Here is a 15901-nt window from a genome sequence, read left to right as displayed (position 1 = left end):
GCACGTCGGCTAGGGTGCTGACAAATTGCTGAAACAGGGGTGGAACCGCAGGGCCGTGACCCGCGTCCAAGACTGCGTACGGGTCGTCCGCCCGCGAATCGAAAGGAGGCACCGTGGCAGGTGCATTCGAGGCCAGTAATGAGCTCATCCAGGCCAAGGCGCAGGAGTTCAAGAAGACGCACGAGATGCTGATGGGCCAGATCCGTCAGCTCAAGGCCGATGAGGACGCCATCACCACCGGCTCCAACTGGAAGGGCGGCGCGGCCGACGCCTTCAACGCCTTCATGGAGCGCTACTACTTCCAGGCCGACCGGCTCAACGACAAGTTGATGCAGACCGCCGAGAGCCTCATCAAGGCCGGTTCCAACTACGAGGAGCACGACCTCGACTACGCCGCCCAGGTGAAGGCGCAGGTCTCCAGCCTCGACCTGCCCCCGGTGTAGACAGCCCGGCCTCTTCGACCTCCCCGAGTTTCGACCTCCCGAGTTAGGACACAGCTATGGCAGGCTCCATGGGTCAGATCATTTCCGCCCAGTTCGCGGGCGTGGAGCAGAACGCGAACACCATCATCAAGCGCGCCGAGAACCTGCGCGACCAGCTCGAGGCCTTCCACCGCAATGTGGAGGAGTTCGTCGCCAACAACTGGAAGGGTGACGCCAACGAGGCGTTCGCCGACCTCCAGCGCACCTGGCGCTCGCACACCGACCAACTCAACGCAACCCTCTCCGGCGCCGCCACCCTGGTCCGCACCGGCAATGCCGAACTCCAGGCCAAGGACACCGCCCTCGCGGGCCTGTTCTGAGCAAACGCCCCCGCGTGTGCCCCGGTCCACCGCCGGGGCACACCCACACCAGCCGGGCACCGCGGCACACCAGGCTGTACCGCGGCGCTCCGGCCGCTACCGAGGTGCGCCGGACTCGGTGGACAATCCGCGCCCCGAGCGAAACCGCTTCGGCATCCGCGCCGCGCGGTTTCCATGAAGCACCGGATCGTTCGGCGGTAGCTAGACGCCCGGGTCGCGGGATAGTCGGGCCGCCTCCAGCCAGCGGATATCGGGTGGTCGGCGACCGGTCGTGAGGAGGGCGCGGAGGGTCCGCGACGGGAACGCTTCCCTCGTGCCGAGTACGACGGTGCGCGTCGGCGGGCAGTCGTCCACCGCCCGTTCGAGCAGTGCCGCGAGCCGGTCCGCGGCGGTTGGCTCGAACAGTTCGGCCGCGCCGCCCGACGGTTCGTACGCGCAGCGTTCGATCCGGGCGGTGCCCGGGGTGCGAGCGACCAGGGTCGCCGTGGTGGACGTGGAGCCGACCTCGAGCACCAGGACCCGCTGCTCATAGCCGGTGGTGGGATCCGCGGTGGCGGCACGAGCGGCCAGGGTGTCGAATTCGATTGCCGCGCCGCACCGCCCGGCCGCCGCGTGCAAGGCCGCCAGGGGACGTGCGCCCCAGGCCGTCGGGCAGGCCGCGGTGATCCGTCGGCAGCCGGATAGCCGCAGGCTCGCCAGCACGTGCCGCAGCAGCGCCGCCCAGGCGTCCGTCACGGTCGGCATACCGTATCCACCGCGGCTCGCGTGCCCCCGGGGGTCCGCGACGGTCCGGTGCGCGAAGGCAATTCGATCGGAGTCGGCGAAGGTGACCATCGAGACGCCCAGACTCTGCGGCACACCCGCCATCAGACCGGTTCCGGCGCTGGCCGGGGCGACGGTCGGCGGTCCGTCCCAACACATTTCGCGCGTGCAGGCCCGCAGGCGCGTGTCCGTGACTATCAGGTCGATGGTCATCACACCGGCGGCAGCCAGCCGAGCTGAATGAGCTCCTCGGCGGCACGGGTGACGTAGGTGCCCCGTCCCGGCGGTTGCGGCGACGGGCGCACCGAGCCCACCAGCGTGCCCTCGTCCCGGCTGCAACTCATGATCAGCGCCGCCGAATTGAGTTCCTTCATGCGGTTGAGCGTGGCCTCGTACATGGCGCGCCCCGCACCGCCGGACCGCCGCGCGACGATCAGGTGGAAGCCGAGATCACGGGCGTGCGCGAGCTGATCCACCAGCGCGTGCAGCGGATTGCCGGAGGAGGTGGCCACCAGGTCGTAGTCGTCCACGATGACGTACAGCTCGGGCCCCGACCACCAGGAGCGATCCTTGAGCTGCTGCGGCGTGACGTCCGGACCGGGCGCGCGCTGGGCGACATAGGCGGCCAGATCGGTGGCGTTCTGGGTGAACTGCGGTGCGGTGGAGGCGTATCCGGCCTGGTAGCCCTGTGGAATGGTGCCGAGCATGCCGCGCCGGTAGTCGCCGACGATGAGCCGCGCCTGATCGGGAGTGTTCGCGGCGCAGATGGACCGCACCAGGGAGCGCAGCAGCGTGGTCTTCCCACACTCCGAATCCCCGATGACCAGGAAATGCGGGCTGGTGGCGAAGTCGAGGTAGACGGGGGCGAGCTCGGACTCGTTGATGCCGATCGGGAAGCGCAGGCACTTGGCTCCCGGGTCCACGTCGGCGGGCCAGTCCCCGGCCATTCGGAGCAGGTCCGCGCGCGGCAACCGCGCGGGCAGCATGCGCACCGGCGGTGCGGCCCGCCCGGGGGTGGCTGCGGCGATCGCCGCCACCGCCTCGGCCACCCCGGTGCCCAGGGTCACCGGATCGGAGACGCCGTCGACCCGCGGCAGCGCGGTGAGCATGTGCAGGCAGTCCGGCGTCATGCCGCGACCGGGACGCCCCATGGGCACCAGCGCGGCGAACTTGCGCCCGAGATCCGAATCCATGGGGTCGCCGAGGCGCAATTCGATACGGGTGCCGATCTGATCCTTGAGCGCGGGCCGCGCCTCCGGCCACCGTGCCAGCGTGATGACCACGTGCACACCGTAGGAAAGCCCCTGCCCCGCGAGGTTCATGACGGTCTGTTCCAGCGCCTCGAACTCCTGGCGGAAGGTGCCGTAGCCGTCGATGACCAGGAAGACGTCGCCGAAGGGATCCTCCTGGGCGCCGGCGGCGGCCGGGCTGGCCGCTGGATCGTCGGCGCGCAGCCGCCGGAACTCGGCCATCGACTCGATGCCGAGCTGCCGGAACCGCGCCTCGCGCCGGCGCACCAGGGTCACCATCTCGGCCACGGTGCGCCGCACCTTGTCCGCGTCGAGCCGACTCGCCACCGCACCGACCTGCGGCAGCCCCTCCAATCCGATCAGGGTGCCGCCGCCGAAATCCAGGCAGTAGAACTGTGTCTGCTCGGCGGTGTGGGTGAGCGACATGGCCATGATCAGCGATCGCAGCGCCGTCGACTTGCCGGACTGCGGTCCGCCGACCACCGCCACATGCCCGCGCGATCCGGACAGGTCCACCACCAGCGGATCGCGCCGCTGGTCGTAGGGCCGGTCCACGATGCCGATCGAGGCCCGCAGTGTCGCGACCGGAACGTGCTCGCCGGTGCGCACCGACCGGGGTATGAGCTGGTCCAGGGTCGGGGCGTGATCCAGGGGCGGCAGCCAGATCTCGTGCGCCGCCCGCCCGTGCCCGCGCACCCGCGACACCAGCATCTGCAGGTTCGAGATCTGCTCGGCATCGGGCGCGGGCTCGTCGGGCGCCGGCTCCGGCGCGGCCGGAAGACGATCGGCCGCACGGAAATCCACGTGTGTGGCGGTGAACGGCCGCGCCGTCACATCGACAGCCGGGGACCGGCCGCCGCCGCTCGGCTCGCGGTGCGATCCGCCGCCCACATACGGTCCGGACACGTACGCGGACTGGAAGCGCACGATCTCCCCCGAATCGGACTTGAGGTATCCGCCGCCCGGATTGTTGGGCAGGTTGTAGGCGTCCGGCACTCCGAGCACCTGACGGGACTCGTTGGCCGAGAAGGTCTTCAGGCCGATCCGGTACGACAGGTGGCTCTCCAGCCCCTTGAGCCGCCCTTCCTCCAACCGCTGCGAGGCCAGCAGCAGATGCACGTGCAGCGACCGGCCCAACCGCCCGATCATGGTGAACAACTCCGCGAAGTCCGGATGCTGGGAGAGCAGTTCGGAGAATTCGTCCAGCACCACGAACAGCGCGGGCATGGGGTCGAGATCCGCACCGGCCGCCCGCGCCTTCTCGTATTCGGACACATTGGCGAAATTCCCGGCCGCGCGCAGCAGTTCCTGACGGCGATTCATCTCACCCGCCAGGGCGTCGCGCATGCGGTCCACCAGATCGGCTTCCTCCTCGAGGTTGGTGATGATGGCGGCGATATGCGACACCCCCTCCAATCCGAGGAATGTCGCGCCGCCTTTGAAGTCGACGAGGACGAAGTTCAGCTGATCCGGCGAATGGGTGGCAATCAGCGAAAGAACCAATGTGCGAAGAAATTCCGATTTGCCGGAACCGGTCGCGCCGATACACAATCCATGCGGACCCATTCCGCCCTCGGCGGCTTCTTTGATATCGAGCACCACCGGCAATCCATCGGCTCCCACCCCGAACGGCACCCGCAACCGCTCCCGCCCGTAGCGCGGCCGCCAGGCCTGCTCAGGATGGAAGCCGCCGAGATCCCCGAGACCGAGCAGCTGAGCCCAGGAGGAGATGACCTCGCCCTCCCCCTCGGTGGGTTCGCTTCCGCGCCGCACCACCGGCCGGTACGGGGCCAGCCGTCGCGCCGCCCGCTCCGCCTCGCGCGCGGTGACCCGGTCGATCCGCGCGAAGCGCTCCATGGCCCCGGTCGCTCCCCGGCCGGAACACTCACCGTCCTCGACCACCATCTGTATCCCGCGTGAAACCGCCAGTCGCGGAGCGTAATTACACAGGTCGACGATGGTCACGGCCTCGAATCTGGTCTCCCGCAGCGGATCCTCGTCGGCCTCCAGCAGCCCGCCGTCCACCACGACCACCACCTGTACCAGGGCGGGGTCGGGCGACTGGTTGCGCGAGTAGCGAACCCGGTTGTGCAGCAGCGGATGCAGGCCCGCGTGCGCCTGCCGGATGGAGCCGTAGACCATGCGCTCGGAACCGACCCCGTCACACACCTCCGGATGCTGGCTGTGCGGCAGCCACTTCACCCACTCCCATTCGCGCGCGGTGTCCGGACCGCACACCACCGCGATCAACACCTGGTCAGGACCCTGGAACATGGCCAATTGCAACAGCATCGCGCGCGTCATATCCCGTGCCTGCGCCCGGTCGCCGCCCAACTGGATGCTCGCGAAACCCTTCACGGCGATGGCCGTCGGCAGGTCCGGCACGGTGGAATGGGTGCGCACGAACCGCCGCAGCGAGACCGCGGCGATGGGCTCGAGTTCCTCCACCGGCCCGGTCTCCGGCGCGACCAGCCGGGTGGCGAGCCGCTGCCCGCCCACACCGATGCGCGCATGGCAGAAGTCCTTGTCGCCCGGCCTGCGCTCCCACATGCGGGTGGTCCCAGCCAGCATCCAGACCAGGCCGGGCTCGGGGTGACTCCACTCCACCGCGGCCCGCTGGCGGGCGGCGGTCTCGGCCACGTCCCGGCGCACCTGGTCCAGATAGCGCAGGTAGTCCTTGCGGTCCTCGTCGGCCTCGGCCGCCTTCTGCCCCTTGCCGCCCTGCCCGGCATACATGCCGACCATGGACACCATCATCATCATGGGGAACATGAGGGTCATGGGATTGGCGGCGATCCCGCTGCCGGAGGTGAACAGCAGCACCACCATGCCGAGCATGCCCACGACCATGACGAGCGGCATGAGTTTGGTGAACAGATTCGCGGGAATGTTCCGGGGAATTTCGGGCGGCGGCTGCAATGTCACCTCACCGCCCGGAGAACGCGGAATCTCCCGGCGGGGACGGCGCTGAAACCGGACGGTGCTCATCTGACGGAAATCCCCCATAGGGTTCGTGACCAGACTGGCGAATTCGGCCTCAGTGTACGGCCGGCATCCGATATGACGTACAGTGCGGGCAGCAATTCCGCACATCACGGCGTCGCCGCGAATCGGCGAACTCGCCGATAAAGAGGTGACAGCGAAAGTTGGCGACAGCGTGAACGCGCGAATGGATCAACTCGACGACGCCCGCGGTACCGTCCGCGCCCCCGACCTGGCACGGGTCACCATCCTGGCCAAACACACCCAGGTCGATATGGCCATTCCACTCGATGTGCCGGTCGCGCTCGTCATTCCCAGCGTCGTCGACATGATCGCCCAGCACAGCCGCGCCAACGACTTCGACCATGACGGCGAGGATGTGGAGCCGCACGAATGGGTGCTCGCCCGCATCGGGCAGCCGCCCCTGGCCAACTCGCTCAGCCTGACCGAGCAGGGGGTGCGCGACGGTGAGCTGCTCATGCTGGAGAGCGCCGAACACATCGCTCCCACACCGCTGTTCGACGACATCATGTACAACGTCGCCATCGCCGACGCCGACCGCTACCGAGGGTGGACGCCCCGCACGGCCCGGCTCACCGGGGCGGTGCTGGCGGTCGCCACCATGCTCGTCGGCTGCCTCGGGCTGCTCGCCGCGCCCGACGCGATCCCGGGCTGGGTGAGCGGTGCGGTGGCGCTGTTCGTCACCGTGCTGCTGGTCGCCGCGAGCACGGTGCTCGCGCGCCTGTACGACGACGGCGGGACCGCGGTGGTGCTGGGCGGATGCGCGCTGCCGCCGGCGGCCACGGCGGGCATGCTCATCGTGCCCGACCACTACGGGTGGGCCAATCCGCTGCTCGGCTCGGCCCTGCTGGGCGCGGTGGCGATCCTGGCCTGGCGCGGGACCGGAGTGGGCCCCGGGCTGTTCCTCGGCGTCGCCACGGTGACGGCGTACGCGGTGCCGGCCGCACTGGTCGGACTGCTCACCGAGCTGCCGGTGCGCTCCATCGGGGCGGGTGCGGCCGGGCTCGGGCTGGCCGGACTGGCGCTCGCGCCCCGGCTGTCCATGCTGCTGGCCGGACTGCCGCTGCCGCCGGTCCCCGCGCCGGGCACCCCCATCGACCCCACCGAGGACGATCCCGACGACCATCGCGCACTGCCCAGCCTGGAGGCGCTGCGCGCCGCATCCGAGGCCGCCCGCCGCTGCCTCACCGGCCTGGTCGCCGCCACCACACTGGTCACGGTGAGCGGCGCGCTGGCCGCCGCCGACCCCGCGGGCACGGGCGTCTACTGGCCGGGGCTGGCGCTGGCACTGGTATGCGCGGCGGTGCTCATGTTCCGCAGCCGCACCTACGCGGGCGCGGCGCAGGCGGTACCGCTCGTCGCGGGCGGCGCGGCCATCGTCCTGCTGATCCTGACGGGCGTGGCTCTGCGCATGCAGCAGCCCCTGCTGGTCTTCGGAGCGGCCATGGTCATCCTGAGTGCCGCACTGGTGCTCGGCATGATCCTGCCCCATCAGCAGGCCACACCGCCCATGCGGCGGGCGGCGGAACTGCTCGAGTACGCCTTCGTGGCGGCGGTCATCCCGCTGGTCTTCTGGGTGACCCAGCTCTTCGCCCTCGTCCGCGGCCTCTGAGCGGGCCCGCATGTCGCCCAGCACCTTCCGACCCGGCCGCGCGGCCGCCGCGCCCGACCGAGGGTGCCCGCCCGCCGTACCCCGCACGGCCGCACCCGACCCGCCGCACACAGCCTCGGCTGCCGCAGCATGTACGGCCACACCCACCCGACCGCACACAGCCTCGGCTGCCGCACCCCGCACGGCCGCACCCAGCCCGCCACACACCACCGCACCCATCCCACCGTGCACCGCCGCATCCGCCGCACCACGCATCGCCGCCGACTCGCGAACAGGGCGGTGCGGGAACGCGGTCCGGATAGTCGCCGCCGTTTCCGTATTGGCACTGAGCCTTTCGGCGGGCAGCGGGGTCACCGCCGGGCCCGTGCGGGCGGAGCGGCCGCCCGCGATCGATGCCGGGCTGCTGCCCGCCGGAGGCCCCGCCGCACCGCCGACGGAGACGGAGCATCCGCCCAACGCACCGTGTATCAGCACCCAGGCCGGGGGCGGGGGCCCGACCATCCCACCCGCGCAGCGGTCGCTCGAGCTGGAGCACGCCTGGCGGTTCTCCCGGGGGGCCGGGCAATTGGTGGCCGTCATCGACACCGGGGTGACCCCGCATCCGCGGCTGCCCGGACTCATCGCCGGCGGTGACTACGTGGCGATCGGAGGCGACGGCACCGAGGACTGCGACGCCCACGGCACCCTGGTCGCCGGACTGATCGCCGCCACCCGGGTGGAGGGTCAGGGCTTCGCGGGTGTCGCACCGGAGGCGCGTATTCTGACCATCCGCCAGACCAGCGCGCTGTACCAGGCGAAAGGCGCTGGGCGCGACAAGGGTCCGGACGACATGCCGGACGGCTACGGCAAGATCTCCGCGCTGGCCTCGGCGGTGCGCCGCGCGGCCGACGCCGGCGCGCACGTCATCAATATCTCCCTGGTGGCCTGCCCCACCACCCGACCCGACAGCCGGGAGGCCGGAATGCTCGGCGCGGCAGTGCAGTACGCGGCGCTGGAGAAGGACGCGGTCATCGTCACGTCGGCGGGCAACACCGACACCTGCCGGGCGAGCAACCCGGGTCCGGACCCGCTGCATCCCGACCGCGACCTCTGGGACACCGTCGTCTCCTATGTGGCCCCGGCGCTGTGGGACGAGTACGTGCTTTCCGTCGGTTCGGTCGACTCCTTCGGCCAGCCTTCGGGTTTCACCGTTCCCGGCCCCTGGGTGGGCGTGGCCGCCCCCGGGGAGAACATCATCTCCCTGGATCCACGCAATACCGGCCTCACCACCGCCAAGTTCACCAGGCAGGGCCAGCTGACGCCCTACAGCGGCACCAGTTTCGCCGCGCCGTACGTGGCGGGCGTGGCCGCGCTGGTGCGAGCGCGCTTCCCAGAGCTGAGCGCGCGGGACGTCATCGGGCGCATCCAGGCCACCGCGCACGCACCGGCCGAGGGCTGGAACCCCTACATCGGCTACGGCGCCGTCGATCCCGTCGCCGCCCTCACCGCCGAGGTGCCGGATCAGTTGCCGCCCAAGCACTCCAGCGCCGCCCGCAGCGAACAACTCCCCCTCCCGACGCCACCGCCCCCACCCGACACCACGGCCCGCGACACCGCACTCGTCGGCACCGGCGTGATCGCCCTGCTACTGACCCTGGGCTGGCTGGCGTCCTTTCCACTGCGCCGCCGCCTCGGCACGCGCAGCCGAGGCACGCGCAGCTGAGGCACACGCGGCCGAGGCACACGCAGCTGAGTGGGAGAGCGCCGGGCGATCGCAGGGCGCGCCTCGCGCGGCGGTACCCACACCGGGGACACCATCACCTGCTGGCGACCACGGTGCCGGCCGGGCGGCGCTCCCCGTCGGGCGGGCGTGAGCTCCTACAGTCTCGGCGGCGCGCACGCCCACTGCGTCATCCAGGTAGTCGACCCCGGGGTCGGGCCCCCATCCGGCTCCGGCTCAATTCTGCGTCTTCACCGGCTCTTTCGCCGGATTGGCGTCCGGGGCGACGCCATCGTGCGCCACCATGGCGGCGGCCCGGCTCAGGGCCGGGCCCGGCGCCAGCAGGCCGATCAGCTGCCAGGGCGCGCGCTCCGGGCGGACGCCGTCGGGGTCCATGCCGAGCGCCTTCGCCGCCTCGAGATTCACGATGCCGTAGCGCACCCCGAAATCGGAGATGTAGAAGAGGCTGTCGCGGCGCTCGCTGTCGGGCTCGATGCCGGTGGACTGCACGTACGCGCCCGCACCCGGCCGCATGTAGAAGGCGTCCGCGTTCGGCCCGGAACCGTCGGCCTGGGCGAGCGAGACCAGCCGCGCGCGATCCGGAATCGGCACGGTGTGCCCGGTCAGCACCGTCAGCTCCGCACGCCTGCTGCCCTCGGACTTGTCGGCGACCGGAACGGGTTGCCAGGACAGGCATTCCACGGGTTGGTCCTTGCCGTCGACGATCTCGGGGGCGGCCTCCGGATAGTCCGCGACCCGCAGCGCCGACGAGACGGGGGCCGCCGTCCGATCCGCCTGGGCGATATAGGTATCGGTCGACGTGGCGCGGTAGGTATTGCGGACGATATCGGCGGTCAGCTCCGACACCGGTTGCAGGCCGTCGGCCAGCACCACATAGTGGCTGCCGTCGGTGCGCACCTGCACCACATCGCCGATTCGGTGATCGCCGAGCGAATAGCCCGGTGCCGCACCGACATCCGCGATGGTCGGCGGCACGATGGGCAGCACCTCGGGGATGGCGTTGAGCAGACCCTCGCTGATCGGGCGCGGCGTCATGTCACGAATACCGAGGGCGTCGACGACGGCGCGATCGTTCATGTCCACCCGGGCCCGCCGATCGTCGTACACCAGGTACGTGGCCTCGCGCCCACGCACCAGCAGTGCCCGGCCGGAGGCCAGCGGACCCGCCTGCTCCGCCAGTTCCGGATCACCCGCCAGTACGGCGGTGGTCAGCTCACCGCTGCCGTCGTTGGCCAAGGTGTCGCAGACGGTCCAGGCGCGGCCGTGGCCGCTGTCGTCGAAGTTCAGCGAGGCGGGCGCGCCCGGAATGCCGATGAGCTGGCCGCGCGGCTTCTTGCCCAGTTCCGACTCCTTGACGGTGGCGGGTGCGGCGGCCTCGCCCGCCGCCAGCCGGGCCGAGGCGAGATTGAGCGCCGGATGCACGATGCCGTCGATGACCACGTAGACCGCACCGGAATCCTTGCCGATGAGAATGGCGCTGTTGCCCATCTTGTCCTGCGGTCGCAGGAGGGCTAACACTCCGCAACCGGCCAGGGCGACCAGGGCCAGCACCAGGCCGACCGTGAACGCGCGCGACTGCGAGCGCATCGGGTCGTGCAGCATTCGCACATCCCGGCGCACCAGTGCGTGCTCCATGCGGCGGACCAGGAAGCGGTAGCCGCTCACCTGCCAGCGCGTGGTCGGTTTGGAAGGCATGAATTCTCCCCCGACGGGTCATCGAGTTCGCTCGACACAGTACAGTTCCACCGAAAGCAGATTCCTATCGCACCTGGTCTTTGTCCGAATTCGGCCGCCGCCGGCGGTCGCCGACGGGATGTGGGGACCACGATGGCCGCACCTGGCGAGACAGCGTCGCCTGCCGTTCCGCCGCCGACGCCACCACCGCCGGGCCGCCCACCGCTCGGCTGGATCACCCTGCCGGACCTCGTCAGCGCGCAGCTGGCCGGACTGGCGGCGGGGTTGGCCGCATTCGCCTGCGGCGCGTCGTGGTGGGTGGCTTCGACGGTGGGCCCGGTGGTCGCGGCGGCCCTGCTGATTCCATTGGGCAAACGACCAGTTTCCTCTTGGCTCGCCACCGGGTGGCGCTACCGGAGACAGCGCGCCTACCGCATCGGCGACACCCTCGACTTCCGCGCCGCCGACGGCCGCTCCCCCGGGATCTACCGCGACGGCAGCCGGGTGGTGGCCGTCGTGGAGGTGCTCGCCACCGAGGGCGGACTGACCCGGCTCGGCAGCGGCACCGTGCACGCCTCTCATCTGCTGCCCCTGCCGGAACTGGCGGCCTGCCTGCGGCAGCACGACATCCGGCTCGCCGGGATGGATATCGTCGCGCACGGATTCCGCAGCCGCTCCGGCACTCCCGCCGGTGCCAGCTACGAGAAGCTGCTGGGACCGCTGCCCGCCACCGCACACCGCACGGTGTGGCTGGCCATCGCCTTCGACCCGCTGCGGTGCCCGCAGGCGGCGCGCCGCCGCGGCGGTGGACTGACCGGAGCCTGCCGCGCGGTGAGCATCGCCACCCAGCGCGTCGTGCGCACCCTCGCCGACGCCGGCTGCACGGCACGCATTCTCACCGCACCCGAGATCCGGCAGGCGGCGGTGCAGGTGACCGGCGGCCTGGACCCGCGCGAACTCACCCAGCAGTGGCGGGGAGCCGAGGTCGGCAACGGCGTGAACATCGGTGCGGCGGTCGATCCCCGGCGGCTGGGCACCGACGTGCTCGACAGCCTCTGGGTGCCGCCGACCCGGGGCACCACCGTGGTGGTGCGGTTGCGGCCGGGACGGTCGGAGCACACCGTGCGGGTCGGGGCGGCGTGGCGGCTGACCATGCGCGAGCTGCCCGAGAAACCGCTACAGCCGCACATGATCTCGATGAACGGACGCCACCGCGACGGACTGCTCGCGCACCTGCCGCTGGCCGTGCCCGGCGTCGAGGCAGCGGTGCCGACCGACGAGTTCCCCGTCGCCGACCTCGACGCGCTGCGGCTGCCCTCCTCGGGATGCGGGCAGCTGCTCGGATCCGACGCCGATGGCCGCGGCGTCGCCATCCGTCTGGTCGGACAGGGGATTTCGCGCGTGTACGTGGCGGGCGAACTCTATCTCGCCCAGCAGCTGATCTTCCGTGCGCTGGCCATCGGGGAACGGGTGCTGATCCGCACCGACCGGCCGCACTCCTGGGAGCACCTCGTCACCACCATCGGCAATCCGGAGCGCCTCACCATCGCCACCGAAACCCATCAGCCCGACGCCGATTTCACCGCCACCGTCGTCGACGGCGTGCTCGCACCCGCACCGCACGCGGGCATCACCACCGTCTATCTCACCGGCGACCCGCTCGGCTGGCCGGACACCCGGCCGGAGCTGTCCATCCACCAGCCGGGGGCCGTCGGCAATCGAATCACCCTGCGCACCGGCACCACCCGGGAGGAACTGACCCTGGTGTCCATCCCGAACGAGACCACCTACATCGGCCGTCCGCGCGGGGCGCACGCCCGCACCCGGTGAGGCTCAGCCGGGATACGGTTCGGCCGCCCGAGCGGCCCGCAGGTGCCGGCCCCACCAGTCGAGCTGGCGCAGCAGCCGTCCGGCGGCGTCGACGGCCGCACCGTCCCCGGTCTCGCCCGCCGCGTCGAATTTCCGCTTGGCCTCGTGGAAGCTCACGGTCTCGCGAATCGACACCATGTGGATCTCGGCCACCACCTGCCGCAACTGCTCGACCGCGCGCAATCCGCCCGACAGTCCGCCGTAGCTGACGAAGCCGATCGGCTTGCCCCGCCACTCCCGCTTGGCGGAATCGAGCGCCGTCTTCAGCGATGCCGGATATCCGTGGTTGTACTCCGACGTCACCGCCACGAAGGCATCCGCGGCCGCCACCCGCTCCCGATACGCTGCCGCCTCCGGCGTCTCGCTCAGATCCACGGGCAGCGGCGTATCGAGCAGATCGACCACACCGATGTCGAACCGCCCGTCCGCCCGCGCGGCCCGCAGAAACCACTCCGCCACCACCGGCGCGAACCGCCCCGGCCGCGTACTGGCCACGATCACCTCGAGCCGCACCGGATCACCCATGCGCGCAGCCTAACCCCGAGCGGGAGCCGGGTGCGCCATCGGTGCGGCGGGTCAGGGGTGGGTGCCGGTGGCGTAGGCGGCGAGGCCCCGGGCGGGTGGGATGCGCGGGGTGAAATCCAGGGCGCGGCGGGCGCGTCCGGGGTTGGCGACCAGGTGGCGGACATCGGTGGCGCGGTACCGGCCGGTGACGACGGGGTCGGGGCCGCCGAGGGCCTCGGCCAGCAGGGAGGCGACCTGCCAGACGGTGATAGGCCGCCCCGAGGCGATATTCAGCGGCACGAAGCCGGGCAGATCGTGGCGGACGGCCGCCACCGTGGCGGCCGCGACATCGCGCACGTGCACGAAATCCCGGGTCTGGCCGCCGTCCTCGAAGAGGTGCGGGGCGCGTCCGGCCGCGAGTTCGGCGCGGAAGCGCGCCACCACACCGGTTTCCGCCGTCCGCACCGGGCACACCGGCTCGCCGTACACGTGGTGGTACCGCAAGACGGTGGCCGACACCCCCGGCTGCGCCGCCCAGGCCAGCGCGTAGTTCTCCTGCGCGGCTTTGCTTGCCGCATAGGCGCTCCGGGGCCGCACGGGCGCGTCCTCACCCACCGGCTCCCAGGTCAGCAGATCCCCCGTGCGCGGGGCCCGGTGGTCGAACATCCCCCGGTCCAGATCGCGCCGCCGCCGCATCCCCGGATGGAACACCCCACCCCGCATCCCGCGGTACCGCCCCTCCCCGTAGACCGCCACCGACGAGGCCAGCACCAGCCGCCGCACCCCCGCCCGCTCCATGGCCGCCAGCAAGGCCGCGGTCCCACCGTCGTTGTGCGCCACGAACACCGACGCGCCCCGCATGAGATCCGTGCCGCCGGGCACCCGGCTCGGCTCCACCGCCTCCGCATCGACCACGCCCGGCCCGGCGCCCGCCAGATGGCACACCACGTCGACACCGGGCAGCAATTCCGCCAGCGCGTCCGCGTCCCGCACGTCCACCACCGAAACCCCCTGCGGCGGTTCGGCATCCGCTCCGTGCACGGTCTCCCACATACTGTCGACCGCGATCACCTCGTGCCCCGCCGCCGTCAGCGCCCGCCGCACATGCCCCCCGATGAACCCGGCCGCCCCGGTGACCAGCACCCGTGACCGCTCCCCCGGCTCGACACCCACGCTCATGTCTCCCAGCGTAAGCGAACGGCAACACCCCGAATCGGGCGATCACCCGGCCCATGAGACGACACCGTGTCGCATCCGGCGTCGCCGGTGCGGCACTCGAACCGGCCGGTCCCGGTCCGGGAACTCCACGTGCGGTCGCGTGAACAGCGGTCGGCGCTTCCCACGCGGACTCACGCCCGCCGAGCGCGTCCGCCACCGGGCCCCGCGGACCGGGCAATCGGTTACGGCAGTTCGAACGGCAGCCGCACGCCCGTGCCCGCGTGCACGCGGCAGTGGTCGCAGGTGTCGTCGCGGTCGACGGCGGCGACGGCGCGGCGCACCAGGGACTTGAACGGAACCAGATTGCGTTCGAACTCGGCGAAGACGGCGGCGGCGGAGACGCCATCGCCGGACTCCAGACCGGCGTCCAGGTCGGTGACCAGAGCGATTGCGCTGTAGCACATTTCGAGTTCCCGGGCGAGTACGGCCTCCGGGTGCCCGGTCATGTTCACCAGTTCCCAGCCCTGTCCGGCGAACCAGCGGCTCTCGGCGCGGGTGGAGAAGCGCGGCCCCTGGACGACCACCATGGTGCCGTGGTCCTTCATGGGGAGTTCGGTGACGGCGGCCGAGACGGCGGCCGCACGCAGTTCGGCGCAGTACGGATCGGCGAAGGCGACGTGCACCCCGCCCGCGTCGAAGAAGGTCTGGTCGCGTCCGGAGGTGCGGTCCACCAGTTGGTCGGGCACGGCGACGGTGCCCGGCCCCCAGTCGGCGCGCAGGCTGCCCACCGCGCACGGGCCGAAGATCCGCCGCACGCCGAGCGAGCGCAGCGCCCACATATTGGCGCGATAGGGCACCGTATGCGGTGAGAACTCGTGCTTACGCCCGTGCCGTGGCAGGAAGGCCACCGACCGCCCGGCCACCGTGCCGATGGTGATCGGGGCGCTCGGCGCACCGTAGGGCGTCTCGGCCTCGACCGTGGTCGCGTCGTCATCGAAGAAGTCGTAGAACCCGCTGCCGCCGATAATGGCCAGCGTGGCCCGAGGATCCGAACTCATGCCCCGATTCTTGCGTATCCGTGCATGAGTGTCGGTGTCAGGTGGTGACGCCCCGCCCGCACGTGTACCCTAGGGGGGTATTTGCGGGCAAGGGCCGACACGGCCGGGAGCGAGGGTATGCCGGTGACCGAGGAGAACACCACCGTCGAGGCGGGCGAATCCTGCCACGATCACGCCACGCACGGCTACATCACCGCCAAGGACGACTACCTCAAGCGCCTGCGCCGCATCGAGGGCCAGGCTCGCGGCCTGCAGCGCATGGTCGAGGAGGAGAAGTACTGCATCGACATCCTCACCCAGGTCTCGGCCATGACCAAGGCCCTCCAGGCCGTCGCCATGGGACTGCTCGAGGATCACATCAGCCACTGCGTGGTGGACGCCGCCGTCGCGGGCGGCCCCGAAGCCGAAGCCAAGATCAAGGAAGCCACCGACGCCATCGCCCGCCTGGTCCGCAGCTGAGCCCGCGCGACGACATCGTGCCCGAGGTGT

12 protein-coding genes are annotated in these 15901 nt (G+C 71.2%); 6 read left to right on the top strand and 6 right to left on the bottom strand.

The genetic code is table 11. The features are described from left to right. Window positions 1-113 precede the first annotated feature (113 nt). Entirely contained in the window at window positions 114-443 is a 330-nt protein-coding gene (locus QMO76_RS07275; RefSeq protein WP_186000594.1) for a WXG100 family type VII secretion target, read from the top strand. Window positions 444-499: 56 nt separating this feature from the next. Then, window positions 500-802, top strand: a complete 303-nt coding sequence (locus QMO76_RS07270; protein ID WP_306360408.1) for a WXG100 family type VII secretion target — start codon at window positions 500-502, stop codon at window positions 800-802. A 201-nt stretch (window positions 803-1003) separates the two neighbouring features. On the opposite strand, the gene QMO76_RS07265 is transcribed toward QMO76_RS07270, so the two are convergent. Both QMO76_RS07265 and eccCa read right to left on the bottom strand, forming a co-directional pair. Then, window positions 1004-1546: a hypothetical protein gene (locus QMO76_RS07265; protein ID WP_306360407.1), complete on the bottom strand. Its 543-nt coding sequence runs from the start codon at window positions 1544-1546 to the stop codon at window positions 1004-1006. Between the two features lie 230 nt (window positions 1547-1776). Beyond that, entirely contained in the window at window positions 1777-5802 is a 4026-nt protein-coding gene (gene eccCa / locus QMO76_RS07260) for a type VII secretion protein EccCa (RefSeq protein WP_306360406.1), read from the bottom strand. A 145-nt stretch (window positions 5803-5947) separates the two neighbouring features. Between eccCa and eccD the strand changes: the two genes are divergently transcribed. Both eccD and mycP read left to right on the top strand, forming a co-directional pair. Then, window positions 5948-7429 (top strand): type VII secretion integral membrane protein EccD, encoded by a 1482-nt coding sequence (gene eccD / locus QMO76_RS07255; RefSeq protein ID WP_306360405.1) that lies wholly within the window; start codon window positions 5948-5950, stop codon window positions 7427-7429. Between the two features lie 319 nt (window positions 7430-7748). After that, window positions 7749-9131 (top strand): type VII secretion-associated serine protease mycosin, encoded by a 1383-nt coding sequence (gene mycP / locus QMO76_RS07250; protein ID WP_306360404.1) that lies wholly within the window; start codon window positions 7749-7751, stop codon window positions 9129-9131. A gap of 234 nt (window positions 9132-9365) precedes the next feature. Here the strand turns inward: mycP and eccB are convergent, their stop codons facing one another. Continuing rightward, entirely contained in the window at window positions 9366-10844 is a 1479-nt protein-coding gene (eccB, locus tag QMO76_RS07245) for a type VII secretion protein EccB (protein WP_306360403.1), read from the bottom strand. 132 nt (window positions 10845-10976) lie between these two features. Here eccB and eccE point away from each other — a divergent pair, with 132 nt between their 5' ends. Then, on the top strand, window positions 10977-12653 hold the full coding sequence (gene eccE, locus QMO76_RS07240) for a type VII secretion protein EccE (RefSeq protein WP_306360402.1): 1677 nt from the start codon (window positions 10977-10979) through the stop codon (window positions 12651-12653). Between the two features lie 3 nt (window positions 12654-12656). On the opposite strand, the gene QMO76_RS07235 is transcribed toward eccE, so the two are convergent. The 3 genes from QMO76_RS07235 to QMO76_RS07225 form a co-directional block, all read right to left on the bottom strand. After that, a complete protein-coding gene (locus QMO76_RS07235; RefSeq protein ID WP_306360401.1) occupies window positions 12657-13217 on the bottom strand; it encodes an NADPH-dependent FMN reductase in 561 nt (186 codons plus the stop codon). A 51-nt stretch (window positions 13218-13268) separates the two neighbouring features. Then, on the bottom strand, window positions 13269-14375 hold the full coding sequence (locus QMO76_RS07230; protein ID WP_306360400.1) for an NAD(P)-dependent oxidoreductase: 1107 nt from the start codon (window positions 14373-14375) through the stop codon (window positions 13269-13271). 221 nt (window positions 14376-14596) lie between these two features. After that, window positions 14597-15412, bottom strand: coding sequence for an S-methyl-5'-thioadenosine phosphorylase (locus QMO76_RS07225; RefSeq protein ID WP_306360399.1), 816 nt, complete (start codon window positions 15410-15412; stop codon window positions 14597-14599). Between the two features lie 123 nt (window positions 15413-15535). Here QMO76_RS07225 and QMO76_RS07220 point away from each other — a divergent pair, with 123 nt between their 5' ends. Further along, window positions 15536-15871, top strand: a complete 336-nt coding sequence (locus QMO76_RS07220; RefSeq protein WP_372341914.1) for a metal-sensitive transcriptional regulator — start codon at window positions 15536-15538, stop codon at window positions 15869-15871. The last annotated feature ends 30 nt before the right edge of the window (window positions 15872-15901 follow it).

The organism is Nocardia sp. CC227C (assembly GCF_030767025.1).
Lineage (GTDB): Bacteria > Actinomycetota > Actinomycetes > Mycobacteriales > Mycobacteriaceae > Nocardia.
This window is presented reverse-complemented; position numbering and strand designations above follow the sequence as displayed.

Excerpts from the sequence above, each read along its gene's own strand:
- QMO76_RS07270 (WP_306360408.1), top strand. The coding sequence starts at position 500 with ATGGCAGGCTCCATGGGTCAGATCATTTCCGCCCAGTTCGCGGGCGTG.
- QMO76_RS07265 (WP_306360407.1), bottom strand. The coding sequence starts at position 1,546 with ATGCCGACCGTGACGGACGCCTGGGCGGCGCTGCTGCGGCACGTGCTG.
- eccCa (WP_306360406.1), bottom strand. The coding sequence starts at position 5,802 with ATGAGCACCGTCCGGTTTCAGCGCCGTCCCCGCCGGGAGATTCCGCGT.
- eccB (WP_306360403.1), bottom strand. The coding sequence starts at position 10,844 with ATGCCTTCCAAACCGACCACGCGCTGGCAGGTGAGCGGCTACCGCTTC.
- eccE (WP_306360402.1), top strand. The coding sequence starts at position 10,977 with ATGGCCGCACCTGGCGAGACAGCGTCGCCTGCCGTTCCGCCGCCGACG.
- QMO76_RS07235 (WP_306360401.1), bottom strand. The coding sequence starts at position 13,217 with ATGGGTGATCCGGTGCGGCTCGAGGTGATCGTGGCCAGTACGCGGCCG.
- QMO76_RS07230 (WP_306360400.1), bottom strand. The coding sequence starts at position 14,375 with ATGAGCGTGGGTGTCGAGCCGGGGGAGCGGTCACGGGTGCTGGTCACC.
- QMO76_RS07225 (WP_306360399.1), bottom strand. The coding sequence starts at position 15,412 with ATGAGTTCGGATCCTCGGGCCACGCTGGCCATTATCGGCGGCAGCGGG.